Origin of the sequence: Streptomyces sp. NBC_00287, assembly GCF_036173105.1 — a bacterium.
Taxonomy (GTDB): domain Bacteria; phylum Actinomycetota; class Actinomycetes; order Streptomycetales; family Streptomycetaceae; genus Streptomyces.
This window is the reverse complement of record NZ_CP108053.1, coordinates 8,210,345-8,232,252: the sequence shown is the minus strand read 5'-3', so window position 1 is coordinate 8,232,252 and position 21,908 is coordinate 8,210,345. Positions and strand designations below refer to the sequence as shown.

Sequence of the window (21,908 nt, the reverse complement as noted above, 5' to 3'; positions counted from 1 at the left end):
ATCCATGCCTGCCCCCGTGCACGGTCCCCTACGCCTGTTCGAGGATCTCCTCGTAGAGGCGGACCGTGCGCCGCGCCACCGCGTCCCAGCCGAACTCCCCCACCGCGCGCTCCCGTCCGGCCTCGCCCATCGCCCGGGCGCCCTCCGGATCACCGAGCACGGAATCCAGGGCCCGCGTGAGAGACGCCTCGAAGGCGTCGTCCAGGGGCACCAGCAGCCCCGTCTTGCCGTCGTCGACGACCTCCGGAATACCGCCGACCTGGGACGCCACGACGGGAGTGCCGCACGCCATCGCCTCCAGATTGACGATGCCGAGGGGTTCGTACACCGAGGGGCAGACGAACACGGCGGCATGCGTGAGGAGTTGGATCACCTCGGGGCGCGGCAGCATCTGCGGGATCCAGTGCACGCCCGCGCGCACCCGGCTCAGCTCCTCGAAGAGCTCGCGGAACTCCTGGTCGATCTCCGGCGTGTCGGGGGCGCCCGCGCAGAGCACGACCTGTGCGGCCGGGTCGATGTCCCGTACCGCGCGCAGCAGATGGGGCACGCCCTTCTGGCGGGTGATCCGGCCGACGAACAGGACATACGGACGGCCGCGGTCGATGCCGATCCGGTCGAGGACGTCGGTGCCGTGGTCGGGGCGGTACAGGCTGGTGTCGATGCCGTTGTGCACGACGCGTACCCGCGCGGGGTCCAGCGTGGGGTAGCAGGCGAGGATGTCCTCGCGCATCGCGCCCGACACGGCGATCACCGCGTCCGCGGTCTCGATCGCGGTGCGCTCGGCCCAGCTCGACAGCGCGTATCCGCCGCCGAGTTGCTCGGCCTTCCAGGGGCGCAGCGGCTCCAGGGAGTGCGCGGTCATCACATGCGGGATGCCGTACAGCAGCTTGCCGAGGTGGCCGCCGAGATTGGCGTACCAGGTGTGGGAGTGGACGAGTTCGCTGCCTTCCAGGGCGGCGGCCATGACGAGGTCCACGGAGAAGGTGCGCAGCGCGTCGTTGGCGGTGTCGAGGGCGGACCAGGAGCGGTGGCGCAGGACGCCTTCGGCGCGGCCCTCGCCCCAGCAGTGCACCTCCAGGTCGACCAGGGACCTCAACTCCCGGGCGAGGAACTCCACATGGACGCCGGCGCCGCCGTACACGTCCGGCGGGTACTCCCGGGTCAGCAGTCCCACTCGCACCCGCAACCCCCTGTCTCGGCCGGTGCCCCCATGGTCACCCAGATGCGGCGCGCGGGGAAGAGCGCGGGGCCCGCGTGAAGCAGCAGTCCCCGCACACACCGCCGCCGGGCACCCGGTAGTAGAGACAGCAACTGCGCCGCCGCAAGGTCGCGTCGAGGGTGCCCGCGAGGCGGGGGTGCGCGAGGAGTCCGGCCGCCAGGGCACGCGTGCGTACGGCGTCCTCGGTACGGCCGTGCTCCCGCGCCCACCGCTCCAGCTGCCGGGCGGCGCCTGCCAGCGCGGAAGCGGCGTTGCCCCACAGCAGGCCCTCGGCGACCCGGTAGCGCGTGTGCACCAGCGCGGTCAGCGGTTCCAGGTGCGCGTGCAGTACGGCGTCCGCCGCGTCCGCGGCCGAGGGGCGCACTTCCGTCAGCCACAGGTCGTCGGGTGCGCCGGCGTCGGGGTCCCAGCGCAGCAGGCGGGGGTCGAGGTCGGGGAGGCGGCCGTACAGGACCGCGCAGCCGAGCGCCACCGACCACAGCCGGGCCGCGAGCCCCTGCTGGGCCACCGACGCCGCGATCCGCAACTCGGGCGCGTGCAGGGATTCCGCCACCTTCTGGACGCGGAAAGTCATAGAATTTTCGTAAACATCCGATGATGTTCGGTCGTAGGTCTCGGCCAGGGTCGGCAGGGGCGCGCCGGGCGCTCCTGAGGTCCGTAGTACGAAGAAGCCGCCGAGCCGGCGGAGCGCAGTGAGTTCGGGGTCGAGGTCCACGAGGAGCAGTAGTACCAAGGCCGGGCGTAGGGGCCATACGCGGTGCCACCCACCCTGGGGAGGACGGAGGGCGTTTTGTACTCCATCGGCAGTAGGAGGCATTGCCTGCTCAGGTACGACGACGGGAAGAACTTTTAAGGGCATCGTGTTGGCTATGGAAGCCGACCGTTGGCCGTGCGGGACGAAGAGCCCCCGCCTCACGCAGAGGAGCCGCGCATGAGTGCCCTCGCGTTCTCCGTGCTCCTGTCGCTGGTCTCCGCCGTCGCCTACGCGGGCGGAGCGATCGTGCAGGAGCGCGTCGCGGTGTCCACGCCCGGACAGCAGTACGCGCCTCTGCGCCGCCCGGTCTGGTGGGCCGCGGTGGCGCTGAACGGCCTCGGCGGACTGCTGCACGTGGCGGCCCTCGCCTTCGGACCGCTGAGCCTGGTCCAGCCGCTGGGAGCGCTCACCATCGTCTTCGCACTTCCGATGGCGGCCCTGTTCGTCGGCCGCAAGGCCGGGTCGACCGCCTGGCGCGGCGCGATCATGGCGACCGTCGGTCTGGCCGGACTGCTCTCCTTGGTCGGCGCCTCCGAATCGCAGTCGCTCGACACCGCACAGCGCACCGGCGTGGCCCTGGTCACCGCGGGCGCCGTGGTGACCCTGATGATCGCGGGCCGGGCGGCCCACCGGCACCCGGTGGTGCGCAGCGTGGTGCTCGCGACCGCGTCCGGTATCGCCTTCGGTATGTCCTCGGTGTTCACGAAGATCGTCGCGGTCGACTGGAGCGGCGGGGTGACTGCGGGCGACCTGCCGACCCTGGCCACCATCGGTGTCTTCGCCACGGCCGGTCTGCTGCTGTCGCAGGCCGCCTACCGCGGCGCCGGACTCGCCGCCCCGCTGGCGGTGCTGACGGTCGTGAACCCGGTGATCGCGGCCGCGGTCGGCATCACGATGTTCGGCGAAACCTTCCGCTACGGCACCGCCGGCACCGCGCTGGCGCTGAGCTGTGGTGTGGTCGCGGCGGGCGGCCTGATCCTGCTGACGACGGAGCGCATCCAACGCACTCCGGCACCCGCACAGCCCGTAGCGGAAGTCCCCGCGACGCCGGCGCCCGCTCCCGCGCCCGCTGAGGAGCTGGTCATCGTGCTCCCCGCGCAGCAGGAGGCGACGCCGAGCACCGCCTCACCGCACCTGTACGGCCCGTTCTACGGCGGCCCGTACGTCCCGATGCCGGTCCTGGACCGGCACCGGCTGCGCATCAAATCCTGACTCCGCCCGCCCTCAGGTAGGCCACCGGGTCGATGTCGGACCCGAAGCCGGGCCCCGTCCGCACCTCGAAGTGCAGATGCGGGCCCGTGCTGTTGCCCGTGGAACCGGAGCGGCCGATGCGCTGGCCCGCGCTGACCTGCTGGCCGCTCTTCGCGGAGATCGCCGACAGATGGGCGTACTGGGTGTAGCGGCCGTCGGAGTGCCGGACGACGACCTCGTAACCGAAGGAGCCCTCCCAGCCCGCGCTCACCACCGTGCCCTCGGCCACGGACCGCACGGACGTGCCGGTGGCGACGGGGAAGTCGACGCCGGTGTGGTAGCCCTTCGACCAGGAGGCGCCCGCCTTGTGGTACGGCGTTCCGGTGGGCGCACTCACCGGGGAGACCATGGACTTCTTAGAGCTCTTCGCGGAATCGGACGTCTTGGAATCGGACTTCTTGGAAGTCGTCTTCTCGGAAGCGGTCTTCTCGGAAGTGCTCTGCTTCGGCGCGGACTTGGCGGCCGCCGGGGTCGTCTTCGTGACGGACTTGCCCCCGAGGGCGAGCCGTTGCCCGGGCAGGATCAGGTCCGGATCCGCCCCGACGGTTGTCCGGTTGGCGTCGTACAGCCGCTGCCAGCCGCCCCGGACGTCCTGTTCGTCGGCGATCGTGGACAGGGTGTCACCGCGCACCACCGTGTACATCTCGGCCTTGCCGGCCCGGGACTGCGGTGTGGTCTGCGGCCGGACGTCCGGCACGGAGGTCTTGATCTCGGGGGCGTCGCCGCCCCGGGTGAGCCCGGCCCGCACCGAGCACACCGGCCAGGCGCCGGGGCCCTGCCCGTCGAGCACCTTCTCCGCTACGGCTATCTGCTCGTCCTTGGTGGCCAGGTCGGCCCGCGGGGCGTACCGGGTGCCGCCGTACTGCTCCCAGGTGGACTGGGCGAACTGGAGGCCGCCGTAGTAGCCGTTGCCGGTGTTGATGTTCCAGTCGTTGGTCGACTCGCACGCGGCGACCTTGTCCCAGGTCTCCACGTCCGCCGCCTGCGCGGTTCCGGTACCGATGAGCGGGATCGCCATTCCGGCGCTGCCCGCCGTCACGGTGAGCGAGGCGCGGTTGATCCTGTTCGGCTGATACCGGCGGTGCCGGCCGCGTACGGCCATATCGGTGCCCCCTCGACATGCGTCAGGAGGGCCAAAAGTAAGCGCCCGTAACAGGCCATGACAAGACAGCAATCGGCCGCGATGTGGCTCAAGAGGCAAGGCAGGAACTCCGGTTGAGAAACGGCTGAGGCGGCTCGGCCCTCCCGTGCGTATCAGCCTGCGAAACATCGAGCCACCCGGAAGTGCGGCCGGAGTACCGGCACGTCAAGATGGTCACTGCGGCAATACTGGCGGCCACGACCGGCACCACCGATACCGGATTCCTTAGGAGCCAACGGAATGAGCAATTCAGCCCAGATCGGCGTCACGGGTCTCGCGGTCATGGGCCGCAATCTCGCCCGCAACTTCGCCCGCAACGGCTACACGGTCGCGGTGCACAACCGGACGTCGGCGCGTACGCACGCGCTCGTGGCGGAGTTCGGTGACGAGGGCGAGTTCATCGCGGCCGAGACCGCCAAGGACTTCGTGGCGGCGCTGGAGCGGCCCCGTCGCCTGGTCGTCATGGTGAAGGCGGGCGAGCCCACCGACGCGGTGATCCAGGAGTTCGCCCCGCTCCTGGAGCCCGGCGACATGATCATCGACGGCGGCAACGCGCACTTCGCCGACACCCGGCGCCGTGAGCGCGAACTGCGCGAGCAGGGCATCCACTTCGTCGGCATGGGCGTCTCCGGCGGCGAGGAGGGCGCACTGCTCGGACCGAGCATCATGCCGGGTGGCCCGAAGGAGTCGTACGACTCGCTCGGCCCGATGCTGGAGAAGATCTCGGCGAAGGCGGCGGACGGGGCGCCCTGTGTGACGCATGTCGGTCCGGACGGCGCCGGGCACTTCGTGAAGATGGTGCACAACGGCATCGAGTACGCCGACATGCAGCTGATCGGCGAGGCGTACCAGCTGCTGCGCGATGTCGCGGGCTACTCCCCCGCGCAGATCGCGGAGATCTTCCGGACCTGGAACACCGGGCGTCTCGACTCCTACCTGATCGAGATCACGGCCGAGGTGCTGGCGCATGTGGACGCGGCGAGCGGGAAGCCGTTCGTGGACGTCGTGGTGGACCAGGCGGAGCAGAAGGGCACGGGGCGGTGGACCGTGCAGATCGCGCTGGACCTGGGCGTGCCGGTGTCCGGCATCGCCGAGGCGGTCTTCGCGCGCTCCCTGTCCGGGCACGCGGCGCTCCGCGAGGCCTCGCGCGGTCTTGCGGGTCCGAAGGCCACTCCGCTGAGCGACTCCGAGGCGGCCGCGTTCGCCGACCGCGTGGAGCAGGCGCTGTACGCGTCGAAGATCGTGTCGTACACGCAGGGGTTCCACGAGATCGACGCGGCGCGCGCGGAGTACGACTGGGACATCGACCTCGGTGCCGTCTCCGCGATCTGGCGCGGCGGGTGCATCATCCGGGCGGCGTTCCTCGACCGGATCCGGGCGGCGTACGACGCGCGCGCGGATCTGCCGAGCCTGCTCTCCGACGAGACGTTCGCCCGCGAGATCGCGGAGGCGCAGGACGACTGGCGCGAGGTCATCGTGGCGGCGACGCGGCAGGGCGTACCGACGCCCGGCTTCTCCGCGGCCCTCGCGTACTACGACGCACTGCGCGCCGAGCGGTTGCCTGCGGCGCTGACGCAGGGGCAGCGGGACTTCTTCGGTGCGCATACGTATCGGAGGGTGGACCGGGAGGGGTCGTTCCACACGTTGTGGGGCGGGGATCGGTCTGAGGTTTCCGCCTGAGGGCTAGCTGAGCGGTGGGCCCGGTTCCGGGTTCGGTACCGGCTCGGGACCCGGCGGGATCGGGGACGGGTTGGGATCCGGGACCGGTTGCGGGCCCGGCGGTGGGGGCGGGGGTGTGGGGACCGGGCCCGGGGACGGGTGTGGTTCTGGGGGCGGGGTCGGTGCGGGCCCGGGGGTCGGGTCCGGGTGGACCGGGTCCGGGTACGGGTTGGTCATCGTGTCCTCCAGCCTGAAATGAAGAGCGGCTCTCTGGACTACTCCCCCGCGTACCCCGGCTCGCCCGTGCAGTCACCCGCCTGGGCCCCGGCCGCCAGGCCGAGACGCGGGCTGGAAAGGACCGGAACGGTGGTCGTCGTCAGGTGCTGGGCCGGGGCCATCGAGGCCTGGGCCAGGACGATCGCGTCGGCGGAGGTCACTGCGTCGGCGGCGGCCGCGATCAGCCGTACGTACGCCTCCGTGTCGCCTGCCTCGAAGCGCGGCCAGGCTCCCTCGACGAAGCGGGTCTCCACCGTGACCCGGCGTCCGGCACGCTCGGCCTCCTCCTCGATCAGGGCCGCCGTCGGGCCGAGTGTGCTCTCCAGGGCGGCGAGGACGACGATCCGGGGGCCGGTTGCGACCGCGGTGGCCGCCATCGGGCGGTCGACGCGGAGGACCGGCACCCCGATGTCGGCGGCTGCCGCCTCGGCCACGCCTCCGATGGTCGAGCAGGTGCACAGCACGGCACGCGCGCCCTCGGCGACGGCGCGGTGAAGAGCCGCCGCTACGTCGGGCGCGACCGCGTCGGGTCCCTCGCCACGGGCCCGTTCCAGGAGCCGCTCGTCTACGAAGTGACGCAGCTCCAGACCCGGAAGGGTCTCGTCGCGCAGGGCGTCGAAGACGGGGACGTGGACCGGTGAGGTGTGCAGGAGGGCGAGGGACATCAGAAGCGGCCGGGGTGCGCCACGAGCCAGTCCTTCGCCGCGCGCAGCAGCTCGGGGTCGGCGGCGGGGGCCTCGTCGGGGTGGCGTTCCGCCCACTTGACGACGTACGGGCACAGGGGGGCGACGACCGTGCCCTCGCGCTCGGCGATGCCGTACAGCTCGCGGGCGAGGGAGCCGGCGATGCCCTTTCCCTCGTGGGCGGGCTCGACGATGGTGTGGACGGGGACCAGGGCGTGCCCGGGGGCTTCGAGGACGAAGTACTCGATGTGGCCGACCACTTCATCACCGGCGAACGCCTCCAGGCGGCCCGCCGCCCGGTCGTCGCGGATCTCGATGTCACTCATGGACACGCTCCTGGTCCTGGGTCGGTCAGGCCGGTACGGCCTGCGGGCTGCGCTCCTGGTCCGAGCCCGGCACCGGCTCGGACGGGTCGGCGCCGAGGGCCACGATCCGGTTGTCACGGTCCACATGCACCACCCGAGGCTTCAGCGCCCGCGCCTCGGCATCGGTGACCTGAGCGTAGCTGATGATGATCACCAGGTCTCCGGGGTGCACGAGATGGGCGGCGGCACCGTTGATCCCGATCACACCGGAGCCGCGTTCGCCCTCGATGACGTACGTCTCCAGCCGGGCGCCGTTGGTGATGTCGACGATGTGCACCAGCTCGCCGGGCAGCAGATCGGCGGCGTCGAGCAGGTCCGCGTCGATGGTCACCGATCCCACGTAATGCAGGTCGGCCTGGGTGACGGTGGCGCGATGGATCTTGGACTTGAACATGGTGCGCAGCATCGAGGTACTCCTGAGACTAGGCTCCCTGCCCGCGTTCTCGCAGGTCAAGGGCTGTTTCCCAACTATGCGGCCGAGCCGGTGGCCCGACCCGTACCAGCGTACGCAACCACCTTCGCGCGCCCTTTATGACCCCTGCCACACGGAACGCCTCCGTGGCGTACGGCCGGCCGGTGTCGAGGAATTCGCCATGGTTCGCCACCCCTTCCGCCCGATAGAAATATCTACCAGCATGAAAAGCGCCTGGTCGGCCGCCCTGGCAGTGAGGGAAGAGTGCGGTCCGCTCGCGCGGGCCGATGGACCCCGGAGGACACCTTGCGCACTGGCACGAAGCAGGCTGTGGAATGGCTCGCCGCCGCCGCGACCGACCCGCGGATGTGCAAACGGCAGTGGCACGACGTGGACGGGATCGCGGTGCTGGCCTGCGGACGGTTCTGGGACGTGCTGAGCGTGCCGGAGGAACTGGGCGTGCTCGCCCTGGACGTGTTGCTGTGCATCCCCCAGCCTCCCGGTCCCGCGCTGGCGGACGCCGCCGCCCGTCGCGTGGCCTTCTTCCTGCCGCCGGACCCGCAGGGCCGCTGGATCGGCTCGGGCATCCGCTACGCGGGCCAGGGTTCGTGGATCGCGGTGCCCGCGCCGCACCGGCTCGGCGGGCGGCTGCGCTGGCTCGTTCCACCGGACGGCACCGGCGCCCTGTTCGTCCCCGCCGCCGTGGAGTTGGCCCTCCAGTTCGCCCTCGGCCGACTCGCCGCACAGGCCGACTCGAAGCGGCGGTGCCCGATGTGCGGGGCACCGGCCACCCGGTCGCTTCAACGCGGCAGGGACTGACCCCTACGCGTCCGCCGAAGAGCCTCCGGCCGCCGCGGGCGCACCGGAGGCGAGGGCGGTCCACTGTGCGTCATGCGTGCCGGGCACCGTCCGGCCGCGGGCGAGCCACTCGGTGACCATCGCGGCATAGATGGGCGGGTCCTGTCGGCGCATCAGGGCGGCGAGTGCGCCGTAGGACGCCGGTCGGTCCTCGCACCCCACAAGGAGCGGGCCGGTCGTGGCTGTGCAATCCATGCCGGTGCAACGCGCCCGCGCACGGCGGTGACACGCCGGTTCCGGCGCATGGCCCGTAAAGGAGGAGTCGGCTTCCCTCGTTCGGGGCCGTGTGGTTATCCCACCATAGGGACCTACGATGACCGCGTGATCGACGACGTGAGCGGACGCAGCTATCGCACACAGCGGTGGGCCGCGAGGGCGGCGCTGGCGGCTGCCGGGCTCGCCGTGCTCGTGCCGCTCGGGTACGGCGGTCTCGGTGGGATGCTGCTGCTGGTGTGCGGTGCTGTCGGACTGGCCGTCACCGCGGCCGCCGTGTGGTGGACGGTAAGTCTGCGAGGGCCGCTCAGGTGGGCGGCGGCGCTGGTCGCCCTCGTCGTACCCGCGTGTCTCATCGCACTGTTCGCCACCACCCTCTTCTGGGCCCTCCCGCTGTCACTGGCCCTGTGGGGCCTTGCCGTCTGGTGCGGCCGGTACGCCCTGCGCGGCACCGGACGCCACCGGGTCAAGGAGCGCCGGTGTCCGCCGCCGAAGCAACCGTTCCTGATCATGAACCCGCGCTCCGGCGGCGGGAAGGTCGTCCGGTACGGCCTCCAAGAGCGGGCCGAACAGCTCGGCGCCCGGGTCGTCGTACTCGATCCCGAGCGGCCGCAGGATGTCACCGCGCTGGCCCGGGCCGCCGTCGCCGACGGTGCCGATCTGCTCGGGGCCGCGGGCGGGGACGGTACCCAGGCGCTGGTCGCGGCCGTCGCCGCCGAGCACGGCATCCCCTTCCTGGTCATCAGCGCCGGTACCCGCAACCACTTCGCGCTGGACCTGGGTCTGGACCGCGACGACCCCGCCGCCTGCCTCGACGCGCTGACCGACGGCGTCGAACTCCGGGTCGACCTCGGTTTCGCCGGTGACCGCCCCTTCGTCAACAACGCCTCCTTCGGGGCGTACGCGGCGATCGTGCAGAGCCCCTCGTACCGCGACGACAAGCTCGGCACCAGCCTGGAGCTGCTGCCCGATCTGCTCACCGGGCGGCAGGGAGCGCGGCTCACCGCCCGCGCGGGAGAGGTCACCCTCGATGCCCCGCAAGCCGTACTCGTGAGCAACAACCCGTACCGGACCGGCGATCCCTTCGGATTCGGCCGGCGCGACCGGCTCGACACCGGCGTGCTCGGCGTCCTCGGGATACGGGTGGAGAGCGCGGCCGAGGCCGCCACGCTGCTCCTCGACCCGGCCCCGGCCGCGCTGACCGTCCACACTGCGCCCGAGGTCGTCGTCGAGTCCGACCGTCCGGAGGTCGAGATCGGCCTCGACGGCGAGGCCCTCGTCCTGCCCGCCCCGGTGCACTGCCGTATCGCACCCGGCGCCCTGTCCGTCCGCGTGCCCCGCAAACGGCCGGGGCTCGCCCGGCGCGAACCCGGCCTGGACTGGCGCCGGTTGCGCAAACTGGCCGCGGCGGTCGGTCGTACGGCCGCGCCCGGCCGCCGCGTCTGATCAGTCCGTCGCGGTGGGCCGCCGCGAGGCCCGGGTCGCCTCGGCGACGTCGGTCAGGGGGCGCAGCCGGTAGGTGTAGGCGTAGTCGCGGTTCGCGAGCAGCTTGTACTCGTCGTGCGTGTGCGCGCCCCAGCTGTTGTCGCCGCCCACGCCCATCTGGCGGTGGTTCACCCGCAGGACGACCTCCTCGCGCGGGGTGAGCTGGTAGTCGTGGCGCACACCGGCCGACAGGTCCTCCGGGGTGAAGCGGGAGGCGTTGATCTCCAGCAGGGGCTCGCCGCTGACCAGCAGCCCGACGCCGCCGCCGTCGGTGAGGGCGGCCCAGCGGACGTCGGTCTTGTTCCCGTTCTCCTGAGGGCGGATGTACGGGGTCCACTGCTCGGCGACGGTGCCGGAGTACAGGCCGACGTCGGTGCCGTTGTTGCGGTCCCAGTGGTTCTCCTCGGGGCCGCGGCCGTAGTAGTGCAGCCGGTCCAGACGGCCGGGGAGGAAGAGGAGCGTGCCGACCTCCGGGATGTACGGCAGTGAACTCGCGCCCGGATGAAGGGTGTTGTCGACCTTGATCTCGCCGTTGCCGAAGACGGTGTAGGTGGTGGTGTACGTCGACTCCGTGGTCGTCGGCAGGGTGCCGCTGACCTTGATCTCGACGGCCCGGTCGCCCAGGGGGCGGACGCTGACGTCGGTCACCTTGCGGTGGGTGCCGGCGTCCCGCCAGGTCTGGTTGCGGGTGTGCTGGCCGTTGCCCTTGTCGTTGTCGGTCGGCGCGCGCCAGAAGTTCGGCGCGGGCCCGGAGCTGATGAGCCGGGCGCCCGCGGCCTCGTACGACGTGATGATGCCGCTCAACTTGTCGACGGTGACGGAGAAGTCCTCGCCCGTGACGGTGACGGAGCCCTCGCCGTCGACGTGCGCCAGAGCGGGGACGCTGTCCAGCCGCACCGGGGTCACGGCCGGGCTGCCGGAGTCCAGGGCGAGTTGCTGCCGGGCCACCTCGAAGCCCGCCTTGGCCCACTTCGTGGACTCCTTGGTGGTGAAGGAGAGTTGGAGGAAGCACTCGGCCGCCTCGGGCGGCTCCACGGACACGGTGATGTCCTTGCTCGACAGCGGTGGGACATCGAGCTGGGCCCGGCTGAGCTTGCCCCGCCGGACGGCCTTGCCGTCCGCCAGCAGGGTCCAACTGCCGTCGAACTCCCGGAGGTTGGTGAACAGGTACTCATTGGTGAGGGTGATCGCGCCGCCCTCGCCGAGGGTCGCGTTGATCGCCTGGTAGACGTGCTTGATCTCGGCGGCCTTGCCGGTGTGTCCGCGGTCGGCGGTGACGATGCCGTCCGCGACGAAGTTCCCGTCGTTGGGGTTGTCGCCCCAGTCGCCGCCGTAGGCGAAGAACGTCTTCTCCTTCGGCCGTTTCTCGGTGAAGCCGACGGTGGCCGCGTCGAACCAGAAGCACACGTCCTCGTCGCCGGGTCCGCGTCGGTCGGAGGCGAGTTCGGCGGCGCTCAGGGCGCGGGCGTGGACGCGGGCGCGGCGGATGGTGCCGCTGAACTCGCGGGTCGAGTTGTCGACGTCGGTGGCGAGGGCGAGCGGCGCGGTGTTGCTGCCGGGTCTGCGGGTGGTGGTGCGGGTCGCCTTGGCCTCGCCGTCGACGTAGAGGGTGAGCGTGCCCGTGTCCGCGTCGAAGACGCCCGCGATGTGATGCTCGGTGCCGGTCCATCCGTCGGCCGGCAGGGGCCAGGTGGCGGTGATCCACTGGCCGCCGCCGTGGATGAAGAACTCCAGGTTCTTGCTGGACTGCTTCAGGGCGTACTGGGTGTCGCCCTTGGCGATGATCGGCTGGTGGTAGCCGGTCACATGCGGGGTGACCCAGGCCTCCAGGGTGAGCGAGCCGGTGAGATCCAGGCGCGGGTCGCGGGCGAAGACGGTGCCGCCGGAGATGCCTTTGGCGCGGTCGAAGGTGCCGGAGGGGGCGAGGATCTCGCCGCGCAGGCCGACGGGGCCGGTCTCGGTCAGCAGCTTGCGGGTCGGGGTCGGCCAGCTGAGGGACTGGTCGACGAAGTCCCAGATCCAGCCGCCCTGCAGGACCTCGTAGCGGCGGACGAGGTCCCAGTACTTCTTGAAGTTGCCGTTGGAGTTCCCCATCGCGTGGGAGTACTCGATCATGACGTACGGCCGGGTGTCGGCCGTGTCCTTCGCACGGGACTCGACGCGGGCGGGGGTGTCGTACATCTCGGAGCGGATGTCGCTGATGCCGGGCCGGTCGTCGCCCTCGTACTGGACGACGCGGGTGGTGTCGTACGACTTGATCCAGTCGTACATGGCGTTGAAGGTGCTGCCGGTGCCCGCTTCGTTGCCGAGGGACCAGATGACGACGGAGGCGTGGTTCTTGTCGCGGTGGACCATGTTCTGCGCGCGGGCCACGCAGGCCTCGGTCCAGTCGGCGTGGTTGCCGGGGTACTGGCCGCGGATGCCATGGGTTTCGAGGTTGGTCTCGTCGACGAGGTAGAGGCCGTACTCGTCGGCGAGTTCGTACCACACGGTGTTGTTCGGGTAGTGCGAGGTGCGGACCGTGTTCATGTTCAGCCGCTTGATGATCTCGATGTCCTGGACCATGTCGGCGCGGGTGAGCGCGGTGCCGCGGTCGGGGTGCATCTCGTGGCGGTTGGTGCCGCGGAGAGACACCGGTTGCCCGTTGATGCGCATCAGGCCGTCCTTCAGCGCGAACTCGCGCAGCCCGACCCGGTGGGACAGCGTCTCGATCACCTTGCCCGCCGGGTCGCGCAGCCGCAGCACGGCGGTGTAGAGGTACGGGTACTCGGCCGACCACAGCTTCGGCGCAGGCACGGACTTGGCCGCGTTCACGGTCGTGTCCTCGCCGGCCGGTCCGACGTCCAGGGTCTGCTGAAGGGGGCGGGACCAGACGGCGTGGCCGCCGGCGTCGTACAGCTGGGTCTCCACCGTGTACGAACCGGAGGCGCCGCTGTCGTAGGCGCGCACGCTCGCCGTCACCGACAGCTGGGCGGACTTGTAGTCGCCGCTCAGCGGGGTGTCCAGCTTGAAGTCGCGCAGGTGCACGGCCGGGGTGGAGTAGAGGTAGACCGAGCGGAAGATGCCGCTCAGCCGGATCATGTCCTGGTCCTCCAGCCAGTCGCCGTCGGAGTAGCGGTAGACCTCCACCGCGATCCGGTTGGTGCCGGGGCGGAGGTGGTCGGTGATGTCGTACTCGGCCGGGGTGTAGGAGTCCTCGCGGTAGCCGACGAGTTCGCCGTTGATCCACACGTAGTGGGCGGACTTCACGCCCTCGAAGTGCAGGAACGTGCGCCGTCCTGCCCAGTCGCGGGGGACGGTGAAGGTTCTTCTGTACTGGCCGACCGGGTTGTAGCGGGTCGGCGCGGCGGGCGGTTGCGGTTCCTCGCCCAGGCCGTTGGGGCCCCAGTAGGGGTAGGTGATGTTGAGGTAGATCGGGCGGTCGTAGCCGTGCGTCTGCCACACGGAGGGGACGGGGATGGTGTCCCAGTCACTGTCGTCGACGTCGGTGCGGTGGAAGTCGGTGTCCCGGTCGTCGGGGCGCTCGGCGTAGGCGAACTTCCAGGTGCCGTCGAGGCTCAGCCGGTACGGCGACTTGGTGCGGTCTGCGGCGAGGGCCTGTTTGACGTCCGCGTACGGCATGAGCGTGGTGTGGGGTGGCTCGGCGCCCACCTGGAAGAGGCTGATGTTGCCGTTCCACTCCGGGGAGCCGGCGGCCGCCCCGGTTCCGTCGGCAGCCCGCGCCGGGGCGGGCGGACCGGACAGGGCGAGCGCGCCGAGGACGGCGGCTCCCCCCTCCAGCAGACGGCGGCGACTCACCGGCAGGGGGCGGATCGGGTGGCCGGGAGACTCGGGAGAGTGCGGCATGACCGTGGCCTTCCTCGGGACGACAGTGCGGCTCTGCAATGCGTGAGGGAGCGTCAGATCCTGTTCGATGCTGTTGGTAAACCGAACGAACCCTAGGATGCGATCCCGAGTGAAGCAACGATGCTGTCGGTCTTTGTGTGTTCCCGAGTGGCGAGTTGGCCGAACGTGGCTGAATGCAGACCTCAGCTCCGGTGCCGGCCCGCGTGTCTACGCCGCCGCCTCGACCTCGCCGGGCCGCTCCTCGAACTGCGTCCGGTACAGCTCGGCGTACCGGCCGTCCGCCGCCAGCAGTTCGTCGTGGGTGCCGCGTTCCACGATCCGGCCGTCCTCGACCACCAGGATCTGGTCGGCCGCCCGTACCGTCGACAGGCGGTGCGCGATGACGAGTGCGGTCCTGCCCTCCAGCGCCTCGGCGAGGGCCTCCTGGACGGCGGCCTCGGAGGTGTTGTCAAGGTGGGCGGTGGCCTCGTCGAGGATGACGACGCGCTGCCGGGCCAGCAGCAGCCGGGCGATGGTCATCCGCTGACGCTCACCGCCCGAGAGCCGGTAGCCGCGCTCACCGACCACCGTGTCCAGGCCGTCGGGCAGGGCGCGGACGAGGTGGTCGAGGCGGGCGCGGCGCAGGGCGTCCCACAGCTCCTCGTCGCTCGCGGCGGGGCGGGCCAGCAGCAGGTTGGCGCGGACCGTGTCGTGGAACAGATGGCCGTCCTGGGTGACCATGCCGAGGGTCGCGCGCAGGGAACGGGCGCTCACCTCGCGGACGTCGACGCCGCCGAGACGTACGGCGCCGCCGTCGACGTCGTACAACCGGGGCAGCAGGCTCGCGATCGTCGACTTGCCGGCGCCGGAGGAGCCGACCAGCGCGACCGTCTGTCCGGGCTCGGCGCGGAAGGAGAGGCCGCGCAGGACCTCGGAGCCGCCGCGGGTGTCGAGCGAGGCGACCTCCTCCAGGGAGGCGAGGGAGACCTTGTCGGCGGACGGGTAGCCGAAGCGGACGTCGGTGAACTCCACGGAGACCGGGCCCTCGGGGATGTCCTTGGCGTCGGGCCTGTCCTGGATGAGGGGTTCGAGGTCGAGCACCTCGAAGACGCGCTCGAAGCTGACGAGGGCGCTCATCACCTCGACGCGCGCTCCGGCGAGGGCGGTCAGCGGGGCGTACAGCCGGGTCAGGAGCAGGGCGAGCGCGACGACGGCGCCGGGTTCGAGGCTGCCGCGCAGGGCGAAGAAGCCGCCGAGGCCGTAGACCAGGGCGAGCGCGAGGGCGGAGACCAGGGTCAGGGCGGTGATGAACGCCGACTGGGCGGTGGCGGTGCGGATCCCGATGTCGGCGACGCGGCGGGCGCGGGCCGCGAACTCCTCGGACTCCTGCTCGGGGCGGCCGAAGAGCTTGACGAGGGTGGCGCCGGGGGCGGAGAAGCGCTCGGTCATCCGGGTGCCCATCGCCGCGTTGAGGGTGGCCGCCTCCCGCTGCATCCGGGCCATCCGGCGGCCCATGCGGCGGGCCGGGATCACGAAAACCGGGAGCAGCACCAGCGCGAGCAGGGTGATCTGCCAGGACAAGGTGAGCATGACGACGAGGGTGAGCAGCAGGGTGACGAAGTTGCTCACCACCCCGGAGAGGGTGTTGCTGAAGGCCCGCTGGGCGCCGATGACGTCGTTGTTGAGACGGGAGACGAGCGCTCCCGTACGGGTACGTGTGAAGAACGCGACCGGCATGCGCTGCACATGATCGAACACGGCCGTCCGCAGATCGAGGATGAGTCCCTCCCCGAGCGTCGCCGAAAGCCGCCGGGCGAGGATGCCGAGCGCGGCCTCCACGACCGCGATGAGGGCGATCAGCAGGGCGAGCCGTACGACCTTGCCCTCGTCGCCGCCCGACACGATCGCGTTGACGACGCCGCCGGCCAGCACGGGCGTCGCCACGGCGAGCAGCGCGGTGATCACTCCGAGCACGACGAACTGCGCGATGCGTCTGCGGTGGGGGCGGGCGAAGGCGCCGATGCGGCGCAGCGTGTCGCGGGCGAACGGGCGGCGCTCCTCCTCGGCGTTCATGACGGTGTGCAGCTGTGTCCACGCTGTGGTCTCCATGCTCATGGGAGAGAACGTAGAACCTCAAGCTTTATTGAGGTCAACACACCGGCCGGACCGAGGGTCCCGATGACCGGACGTAAGCCGGAAGCCCTGATTCCGCAACCCGCAGTTGGCGCGGCGCGGAAAACCTCTCCGAGTGTGACAGCCGTTCAACTCCCCGCCCCGCCCAAGGGACGACGCCCCCGACGCGTCCCCGTCCGGCAGATCCTGTGTCTGCTTCCGCTCGTGCTGGTCGCGGTGGTGGCGGTGCAGCACCGCGCCGTGCTCGCCGAGGGCTTCGCGCATCTGGGCACCGCCGAGTGGCCCTGGCTGCTGGCGGCGGCCGGCGCCACCTGTCTGACGTGGGTGGCCGCGGCCTGCTCCCGGCAGGGTGCCGTGGTCGAACGGCTGCCCTCGGCCCGGCTGCTCGCCACGCAGTTCGCGGCGGGCGCCGCCAACCATCTGCTGCCGACGGGGCTGGGCGCCAGCGCGGTCAATCTGCGGTTCATGACGGTGTGCGGGCTGCCGCTCGCCCGCTCCTCGGCGGCCATCGCGCTCTATCTCCTCGCCGAGTCCATAGGCCGGGTGGCCCTGCTGGCGGCGCTGCTCCTGGCGTTCCCCGACGCGCTACGGCTCAGCAGCCTGCTGCCGGAGGGGGCGGTGGGCCCGCTGCTGCTGGGAGTGGCGGCGGTCCTGTTCGTGACAGCCGGCGTCCTGGCGCTGATCCGCCGGGTGCGCACGACCGTGCTCTCCTTCCTGCGCACCGCGCTCGGCGAGGCCCGCTCGGTGCACACGCGCGCGTCCCGGGCGCTGGCGCTGTGGGGCGGCGCGTTCGCGTTCCCCGCCCTCCAGGCGGCCGGACTGGTCGCGGTGGGCGAGGCGCTCGGCCTCGACGTGCCGCCCCTGCACATGGCGGTCGCCTACCTCGCCGCGACGGTCGCGGTCGCGCTGATCCCCACCCCGGGCGGTCTCGGCTCGGTCGAGGCGGCGCTGATCGTGGCGCTGGTGGCGGCGGGCGGGTCGGCGGCCGTGGCGACGGCGGTGGTGCTGGCGTACCGGATCATCACGGTGTGGCTGCCGATCCTGCCCGGCGCGTTGACGCTGGGGGCGCTGGTGCGCTGGAAGGTGATCTGAGGCTCACCAAGGGACCGGCCTGCCGTCGCGGAAGAATCCGCCGGTCGGTCCGTCGTCCGGCAGCGTGGCCGCCCATACGACTCCGGCGGCCCCCTCGGGCACCGGACGCCCGCCGCGGCCCATATCGGTGTCGGTCCAACCTGGGCAGACGGCGTTCACCAGCACCCGCTGAGGCCCGAGTTCACCGGCAAGCAGCCGCGTGAGGGCGTTCAGCGCGGCCTTGGAGACGCTGTACGCGGGGGTGCCGCCGCGCATCCCGGCGAGCGAGCCCTCCTCGCTGCTGACGTTGACCACGCGGGGATGCGGGCTGCGCTCCAGCAGCGGGAGCAGGGCCTGGGTGACCCGCCAGGCGCCGAAAAGGTTGGTGTCCAGGGCCCGCTGCACCTCGTCGAGGTCGGCGGAGCGGGCCCGTGCCCAGGTGTCGTAGAGGATCGCGGCGTTGTTGACGACGACATCGGTACGGCCGAGGCGCTCGGTCACCCAGGCGGCCATGGCGGTGACGCTCGCGTCGTCGGAGACATCGAGCCGTACGGCGCTCACCCGCTCCCCGCCGGGATCGACCCGCGCGGCCGCGGCCCGCCCCTTGGCCTCGTCCCGCGCCCCGAGGACGACCCGGTATCCGCGCTCCGCGAGCTGCCGGACGACTTCGAGCCCGATGCCGCGGTTGCCACCGGTCACCACCGCGACGGGCTCGCCCGTACCCCGTACCGCCATGGAACACTCCCCTGGTCGTCGCCTAACCGAAGGGGATTCCACCATGCCCGTCCGCGTCGAACGCCAAGGCCCCGTCACCACGGTCGTCCTGTCCCGCCCCGAGGCCCGCAACGCCGTCGACGGACCGACCGCCCACGAACTGGCCGACGCCTTCCGCCAGTTCGAGGCGGACGAGGAGGCGCGGGTGGCGGTGCTGTGGGGTGAGGGCGGGACGTTCTGCGCGGGCGCGGACCTCAAGGCGCTCGGCACCGAACGGAGCAACCAGGTCACGGAGGACGGCGACGGCCCGATGGGCCCGACCCGGATGCGGCTGTCCAAGCCGGTGATCGCGGCGGTCGCCGGGCACGCCGTGGCCGGAGGCCTGGAGCTGGCCCTCTGGTGCGATCTGCGGGTCGCCGAGGAGGACGCCGTCTTCGGCGTGTTCTGCCGCCGCTGGGGCGTCCCGCTGATCGACGGCGGAACGGTACGGCTGCCCCGGCTGATCGGCACGAGCCGCGCGCTGGACATGATCCTGACGGGACGGCCGGTGGCGGCGCCGGAGGCGTACGGGATGGGGTTGGTCAATCGGGTGGTCCCCACGGGCACGTCCCGCGCGGAGGCCGAGGCGCTGGCCGCCGAGATCGCCCGCTTCCCGCAGTCCTGCTTGCGCGCGGACCGGGCGTCGGTGCTTGACCAGGAGGGCCTGGACGAGACGGCCGCGTTGCGGTCGGAACTCCGGCACGGAGTCGGGGTGTTGGCGGAGAGCCTGGAGGGGGCGGCGCGGTTCGCTGCGGGGGCGGGGCGGCACGGGGCCTTCGGGGACCTGTAGGACCAGGGCGCACGCGGGCGCACGGCCGTTCCCTGTCCGCGCTCCGCCAGATTCAGCACCCACCTCCGGCGCCGGCGGCCGAAGACCCCGCACCTGGTACGAACTGCTGTGCGGGATACGGCAGGATGAGCCGTCGCGCCCGTTCGGCGTGCGACTGTGCAGCCCGGAATTCGAGCAGGTGACAACGTGACGAAACTTCACATCCGGTCGTCGGCGGAGTATTTCGCCGCCGCTACCCACCCCGGAGGTGACCGGTGAAGCGGGATCTCACCATGGACGACCTGGTCATCGCCGGAATCGCCGTGGCCGCCGGCCTGTTGGCGGCGTTTCTGCTCCGGATGCTGCTGCGCTGGCTGGGCAAGCATGCCGACCGGACGCGCTGGAGCGGCGACGATCTCATCGTGGACACGCTGCGGACCGTGGTGCCGTGGGCGGCGTTCCTCGGTGGTGCGGCCTCCGCGGGGGCGGCGCTGCCGCTGACGAAGACGGTTCAGCACAACGTCAATCAGATCCTGACCGTGCTGCTCATCTTCGTGGTGACGCTGGCGGTGGCCCGCGGGATCGCCGGGGTGATGCGGACGGTCACCCAGTCCCGGCCCGGTGTCGCCGGATCGGCCACGATCTTCGTCAACATCACCCGGATCCTGGTCCTGGCCATCGGCTTCCTGGTGGTGCTCCAGACCCTGGGCATCTCCATAGCGCCCCTGCTCACCGCCCTGGGCGTCGGCGGCCTCGCGGTCGCGCTCGCCCTGCAGGACACGCTCGCCAACCTCTTCGCGGGCATCCACATCCTCGCCTCCAAGACCGTCCAGCCCGGTGACTACATCCGGCTGAGCAGTGGTGAGGAGGGCTACGTCGAGGACATCAACTGGCGCCAGACGACGGTCCGTAACCTGTCCAACAACCTGGTCGTGATCCCCAACGGGGAGCTCGCGAAGACGAACATGACCAACTTCATGCGCCCGGAGCAGGAGTTGACGATCCTGCTCCAGGCCGGGGTCGCCTACGACAGCGACCTGGAGCAGGTCGAGCGGGTGACCAACGAGGTCATCGCCGAGGTGATGACGGAGGTCGAGGGCGCCCTCCCGGACCACGAGCCGATCATCCGCTTCCACACCTTCGGCGACTCCCGGATCGGCTTCACCGTCATCCTGGGCGTCGGCGAGTTCAGCGACCAGTACCGGATCAAGCACGAGTTCATCAAGCGCCTGCACAAGCGCTACCGCCGGGAGGGCATCCGCATCCCGGCGCCCGCGCGGACGGTGGCGCTCCAGCAGGGCTCGGTGGCGATTCCGCAGCAGCGCGGCCCGGAGAACGAGCCGGGCGAACTCCCCTCCGCCCGGCTCGACTGACGTCCTAGAGGGTCGCCGAGTTGTCGTGGTGGCCGTCCCGCCTGCGCGGTCCGGCCTTCGGCGACGACATCACCGGGTTCACCGTCCAGTCCGGGTGACCGGGCATCCGCGGGGTCTTCGTGCCGTAGAGCCAGTCCCGCAGGAAGCCCGACAGGTCCTGCCCCGACACCTCGGAGGCGACGGCGATGTAGTCCTCCGTCGTCGCCGACGAGTCGCGGTACCGCTCCAGGAAGGCGCGCTCGAGCGCCGTGAAGGCGTCCTCGCCGACGGCCTGCCGCAGGGCGTACAGGACGAGGACGCCGCCCAGGTAGCGCTGGGAGTCGAAGAGGTTGACGGCGTTCGGCGCGGCCACCGGACCGGACGTGCTGCGCCACTGGTCGCCCTTGGCGTAGGTGTCCTTCATCCGCGCTTCCATGGAGGTCAGGCCGATCGAGTCGGGCCAGCCGCGCTCGTAGCGGTAGAGCAGCCCGTAGAAGTCGGCGTGGCCCTCGTTCAGCCAGAGGTCGGCCCAGGTGGCGGGGCTGACGCTGTTGCCGAAGTAGGAGTGGACCAGCTCGTGCATCATGTGCGAGCCGATCTTCGACTCCTCCTGGAGGAGGTACTTCGGCCGGTAAATGGTGAGCGTCTGGGTCTCCAGGCCGGTGAAGCCGAAGGGCTCCGCGAGATCGGAGTTGCACGGCAGCAGGCCGTACGTCTCGAAGGGGTAGGCGCCGAGCCGCCGCTCGACCCATTCGACGAGGGCCGGGGTGAGCGCGAGCGCGGGCTCCAGCGCGGCGGCCCGCGCGGTCGGCACGACATCCCGGAGCGGCAGCCCGTGCGGGCCCTGCCGGTCCTTGATGACGTAGTCGCCGACGGTGATCTGCACGACCTCCGTGGCGATCGGCGAGCGGGAGCGGTAGGTGTACGCGGTCCGGCCGCCGGCGAGGGTCTCGGTGCGCACGAGCTGCCCGCTCGCGACGCCGCGCAGCCCGGTGGGGACGGTGAGCCGGAAGGTGAAGTCGGCCTTGTCAACCGGGTGGTCGTTGCAGGGGAAGACGGTGTGCGCGGAGTCCGGCTGGCAGGCCACCGCGAAACCGTCCGGGGTGGGCACCCAGCCGGTGTGTGCCAGGGCCCGGCGCGGGTCGGCGGAGTACTCCACGCAGACGGTGACGCCGGCCTTGTTCGGCAGGGTGACGGCCGGTGTGATGCGCAGCTTCTCGCCGGCCTGCTCGAAGGTCGCGGCGCGGCCGCCGACGCGGACGGCGCGGATGTCCAGGCCGAGGGCGTCCAGAGAGAACCGCGTCAGCGCCTGGGTGGTGCGGATCCGCAGGGTCGCGGTGGCGTCGACGAGCTGCGTCGTCGCGTCGTAGGAGAAATCGAGGTGGTACGCCGAGACGCGGTAGCCGTCGTTCCCGAGGGCGGGGTAGACGGGGTCGCCGAGGGTCTCGGGGCCCGGTGTGCCGCTCTTCCCCGGAGCGGCGTGGGCCGAAGGTGCCACGGTCAGGGCCGCCGCGGTGCCTATCAGGGCGGCCGGGGCTGTCACTCTGGTGCGATATCTCATGGTCTGCTTTCGCTCGGCGGCCGGCTGGTCAGGTCCGGCCATCGCCTGGGATGAGTGATCCACCTGCATGACCGCCGGAGCGGGCGTGGAGGTTGCACTTCCGCCCGAAACTTCTGTCCCACCCGTCC

18 protein-coding genes are annotated in these 21,908 nt (G+C 71.4%); 7 read left to right on the top strand and 11 right to left on the bottom strand.

Going from position 1 to position 21,908, the window contains the following annotated elements:
• Nucleotides 1-28: 28 nt before the first annotated feature.
• Both glgA and OHT76_RS37300 read right to left on the bottom strand, forming a co-directional pair.
• On the bottom strand, nucleotides 29-1,180 hold the full coding sequence (gene glgA, locus OHT76_RS37305; RefSeq protein ID WP_328875286.1) for a glycogen synthase: 1,152 nt from the start codon (nucleotides 1,178-1,180) through the stop codon (nucleotides 29-31).
• Between the two features lie 34 nt (nucleotides 1,181-1,214).
• Nucleotides 1,215-1,952 carry a (2Fe-2S)-binding protein gene (locus tag OHT76_RS37300; protein WP_328875285.1) on the bottom strand — a complete coding sequence of 246 codons (738 nt, stop codon included), beginning with the start codon at nucleotides 1,950-1,952 and terminating at the stop codon, nucleotides 1,215-1,217.
• Nucleotides 1,953-2,150: 198 nt separating this feature from the next.
• On the opposite strand from OHT76_RS37300, the gene OHT76_RS37295 reads away from it, so the two are divergent.
• Nucleotides 2,151-3,185 (top strand): DMT family transporter, encoded by a 1,035-nt coding sequence (locus OHT76_RS37295; protein ID WP_328875284.1) that lies wholly within the window; start codon nucleotides 2,151-2,153, stop codon nucleotides 3,183-3,185.
• Here OHT76_RS37295 and OHT76_RS37290 read toward each other — a convergent pair.
• Nucleotides 3,175-4,326: a transglycosylase family protein gene (locus OHT76_RS37290; protein ID WP_328875283.1), complete on the bottom strand. Its 1,152-nt coding sequence runs from the start codon at nucleotides 4,324-4,326 to the stop codon at nucleotides 3,175-3,177. The genes OHT76_RS37295 and OHT76_RS37290 overlap by 11 nt on opposite strands.
• Before the next feature lie 279 nt (nucleotides 4,327-4,605).
• Here OHT76_RS37290 and gndA point away from each other — a divergent pair, with 279 nt between their 5' ends.
• The gene (gene gndA / locus OHT76_RS37285; RefSeq protein ID WP_328875282.1) at nucleotides 4,606-6,045 is read left to right on the top strand and encodes an NADP-dependent phosphogluconate dehydrogenase; all 1,440 of its coding nucleotides are present in this window, start codon (nucleotides 4,606-4,608) and stop codon (nucleotides 6,043-6,045) included.
• Between the two features lie 254 nt (nucleotides 6,046-6,299).
• On the opposite strand, the gene OHT76_RS37280 is transcribed toward gndA, so the two are convergent.
• From OHT76_RS37280 to panD, 3 genes are read right to left on the bottom strand one after another with little or no spacing between them, the layout of a single operon-like run.
• Nucleotides 6,300-6,965, bottom strand: coding sequence for an aspartate/glutamate racemase family protein (locus tag OHT76_RS37280; RefSeq protein ID WP_328875281.1), 666 nt, complete (start codon nucleotides 6,963-6,965; stop codon nucleotides 6,300-6,302).
• The gene (locus OHT76_RS37275) at nucleotides 6,965-7,309 is read right to left on the bottom strand and encodes a GNAT family N-acetyltransferase (RefSeq protein WP_328875280.1); all 345 of its coding nucleotides are present in this window, start codon (nucleotides 7,307-7,309) and stop codon (nucleotides 6,965-6,967) included. The genes OHT76_RS37280 and OHT76_RS37275 overlap by 1 nt, the downstream gene beginning before the upstream one ends.
• A gap of 25 nt (nucleotides 7,310-7,334) precedes the next feature.
• A complete protein-coding gene (gene panD / locus OHT76_RS37270) occupies nucleotides 7,335-7,754 on the bottom strand; it encodes an aspartate 1-decarboxylase (protein WP_269663018.1) in 420 nt (139 codons plus the stop codon).
• Nucleotides 7,755-8,126: 372 nt separating this feature from the next.
• Between panD and OHT76_RS37265 the strand changes: the two genes are divergently transcribed.
• A complete protein-coding gene (locus OHT76_RS37265) occupies nucleotides 8,127-8,579 on the top strand; it encodes a hypothetical protein (protein WP_328876719.1) in 453 nt (150 codons plus the stop codon).
• A 3-nt stretch (nucleotides 8,580-8,582) separates the two neighbouring features.
• Here OHT76_RS37265 and OHT76_RS37260 read toward each other — a convergent pair whose 3' ends face one another.
• The gene (locus OHT76_RS37260) at nucleotides 8,583-8,813 is read right to left on the bottom strand and encodes a hypothetical protein (protein ID WP_328875279.1); all 231 of its coding nucleotides are present in this window, start codon (nucleotides 8,811-8,813) and stop codon (nucleotides 8,583-8,585) included.
• Between the two features lie 126 nt (nucleotides 8,814-8,939).
• Here OHT76_RS37260 and OHT76_RS37255 point away from each other — a divergent pair, with 126 nt between their 5' ends.
• Complete coding sequence (locus OHT76_RS37255; RefSeq protein ID WP_328875278.1) at nucleotides 8,940-10,277, top strand: diacylglycerol/lipid kinase family protein; 1,338 nt, start codon at nucleotides 8,940-8,942, stop codon at nucleotides 10,275-10,277.
• Here OHT76_RS37255 and OHT76_RS37250 read toward each other — a convergent pair whose 3' ends face one another.
• Both OHT76_RS37250 and OHT76_RS37245 read right to left on the bottom strand, forming a co-directional pair.
• Entirely contained in the window at nucleotides 10,278-14,162 is a 3,885-nt protein-coding gene (locus OHT76_RS37250; protein ID WP_328875277.1) for a glycoside hydrolase family 2 TIM barrel-domain containing protein, read from the bottom strand.
• Between the two features lie 207 nt (nucleotides 14,163-14,369).
• On the bottom strand, nucleotides 14,370-16,256 hold the full coding sequence (locus OHT76_RS37245) for an ABC transporter ATP-binding protein (protein ID WP_328875276.1): 1,887 nt from the start codon (nucleotides 16,254-16,256) through the stop codon (nucleotides 14,370-14,372).
• 135 nt (nucleotides 16,257-16,391) lie between these two features.
• On the opposite strand from OHT76_RS37245, the gene OHT76_RS37240 reads away from it, so the two are divergent.
• Complete coding sequence (locus OHT76_RS37240; protein WP_328875275.1) at nucleotides 16,392-17,366, top strand: lysylphosphatidylglycerol synthase transmembrane domain-containing protein; 975 nt, start codon at nucleotides 16,392-16,394, stop codon at nucleotides 17,364-17,366.
• A 3-nt stretch (nucleotides 17,367-17,369) separates the two neighbouring features.
• Here the strand turns inward: OHT76_RS37240 and OHT76_RS37235 are convergent, their stop codons facing one another.
• Complete coding sequence (locus tag OHT76_RS37235) at nucleotides 17,370-18,080, bottom strand: SDR family oxidoreductase (protein WP_328875274.1); 711 nt, start codon at nucleotides 18,078-18,080, stop codon at nucleotides 17,370-17,372.
• A gap of 43 nt (nucleotides 18,081-18,123) precedes the next feature.
• On the opposite strand from OHT76_RS37235, the gene OHT76_RS37230 reads away from it, so the two are divergent.
• Nucleotides 18,124-18,888: a crotonase/enoyl-CoA hydratase family protein gene (locus OHT76_RS37230; RefSeq protein WP_328875273.1), complete on the top strand. Its 765-nt coding sequence runs from the start codon at nucleotides 18,124-18,126 to the stop codon at nucleotides 18,886-18,888.
• A 254-nt stretch (nucleotides 18,889-19,142) separates the two neighbouring features.
• Nucleotides 19,143-20,240, top strand: a complete 1,098-nt coding sequence (locus tag OHT76_RS37225) for a mechanosensitive ion channel family protein (RefSeq protein ID WP_328875272.1) — start codon at nucleotides 19,143-19,145, stop codon at nucleotides 20,238-20,240.
• A gap of 4 nt (nucleotides 20,241-20,244) precedes the next feature.
• On the opposite strand, the gene OHT76_RS37220 is transcribed toward OHT76_RS37225, so the two are convergent.
• Nucleotides 20,245-21,780, bottom strand: a complete 1,536-nt coding sequence (locus OHT76_RS37220) for a M1 family metallopeptidase (RefSeq protein WP_328875271.1) — start codon at nucleotides 21,778-21,780, stop codon at nucleotides 20,245-20,247.
• Between the last annotated feature and the right edge of the window lie 128 nt (nucleotides 21,781-21,908).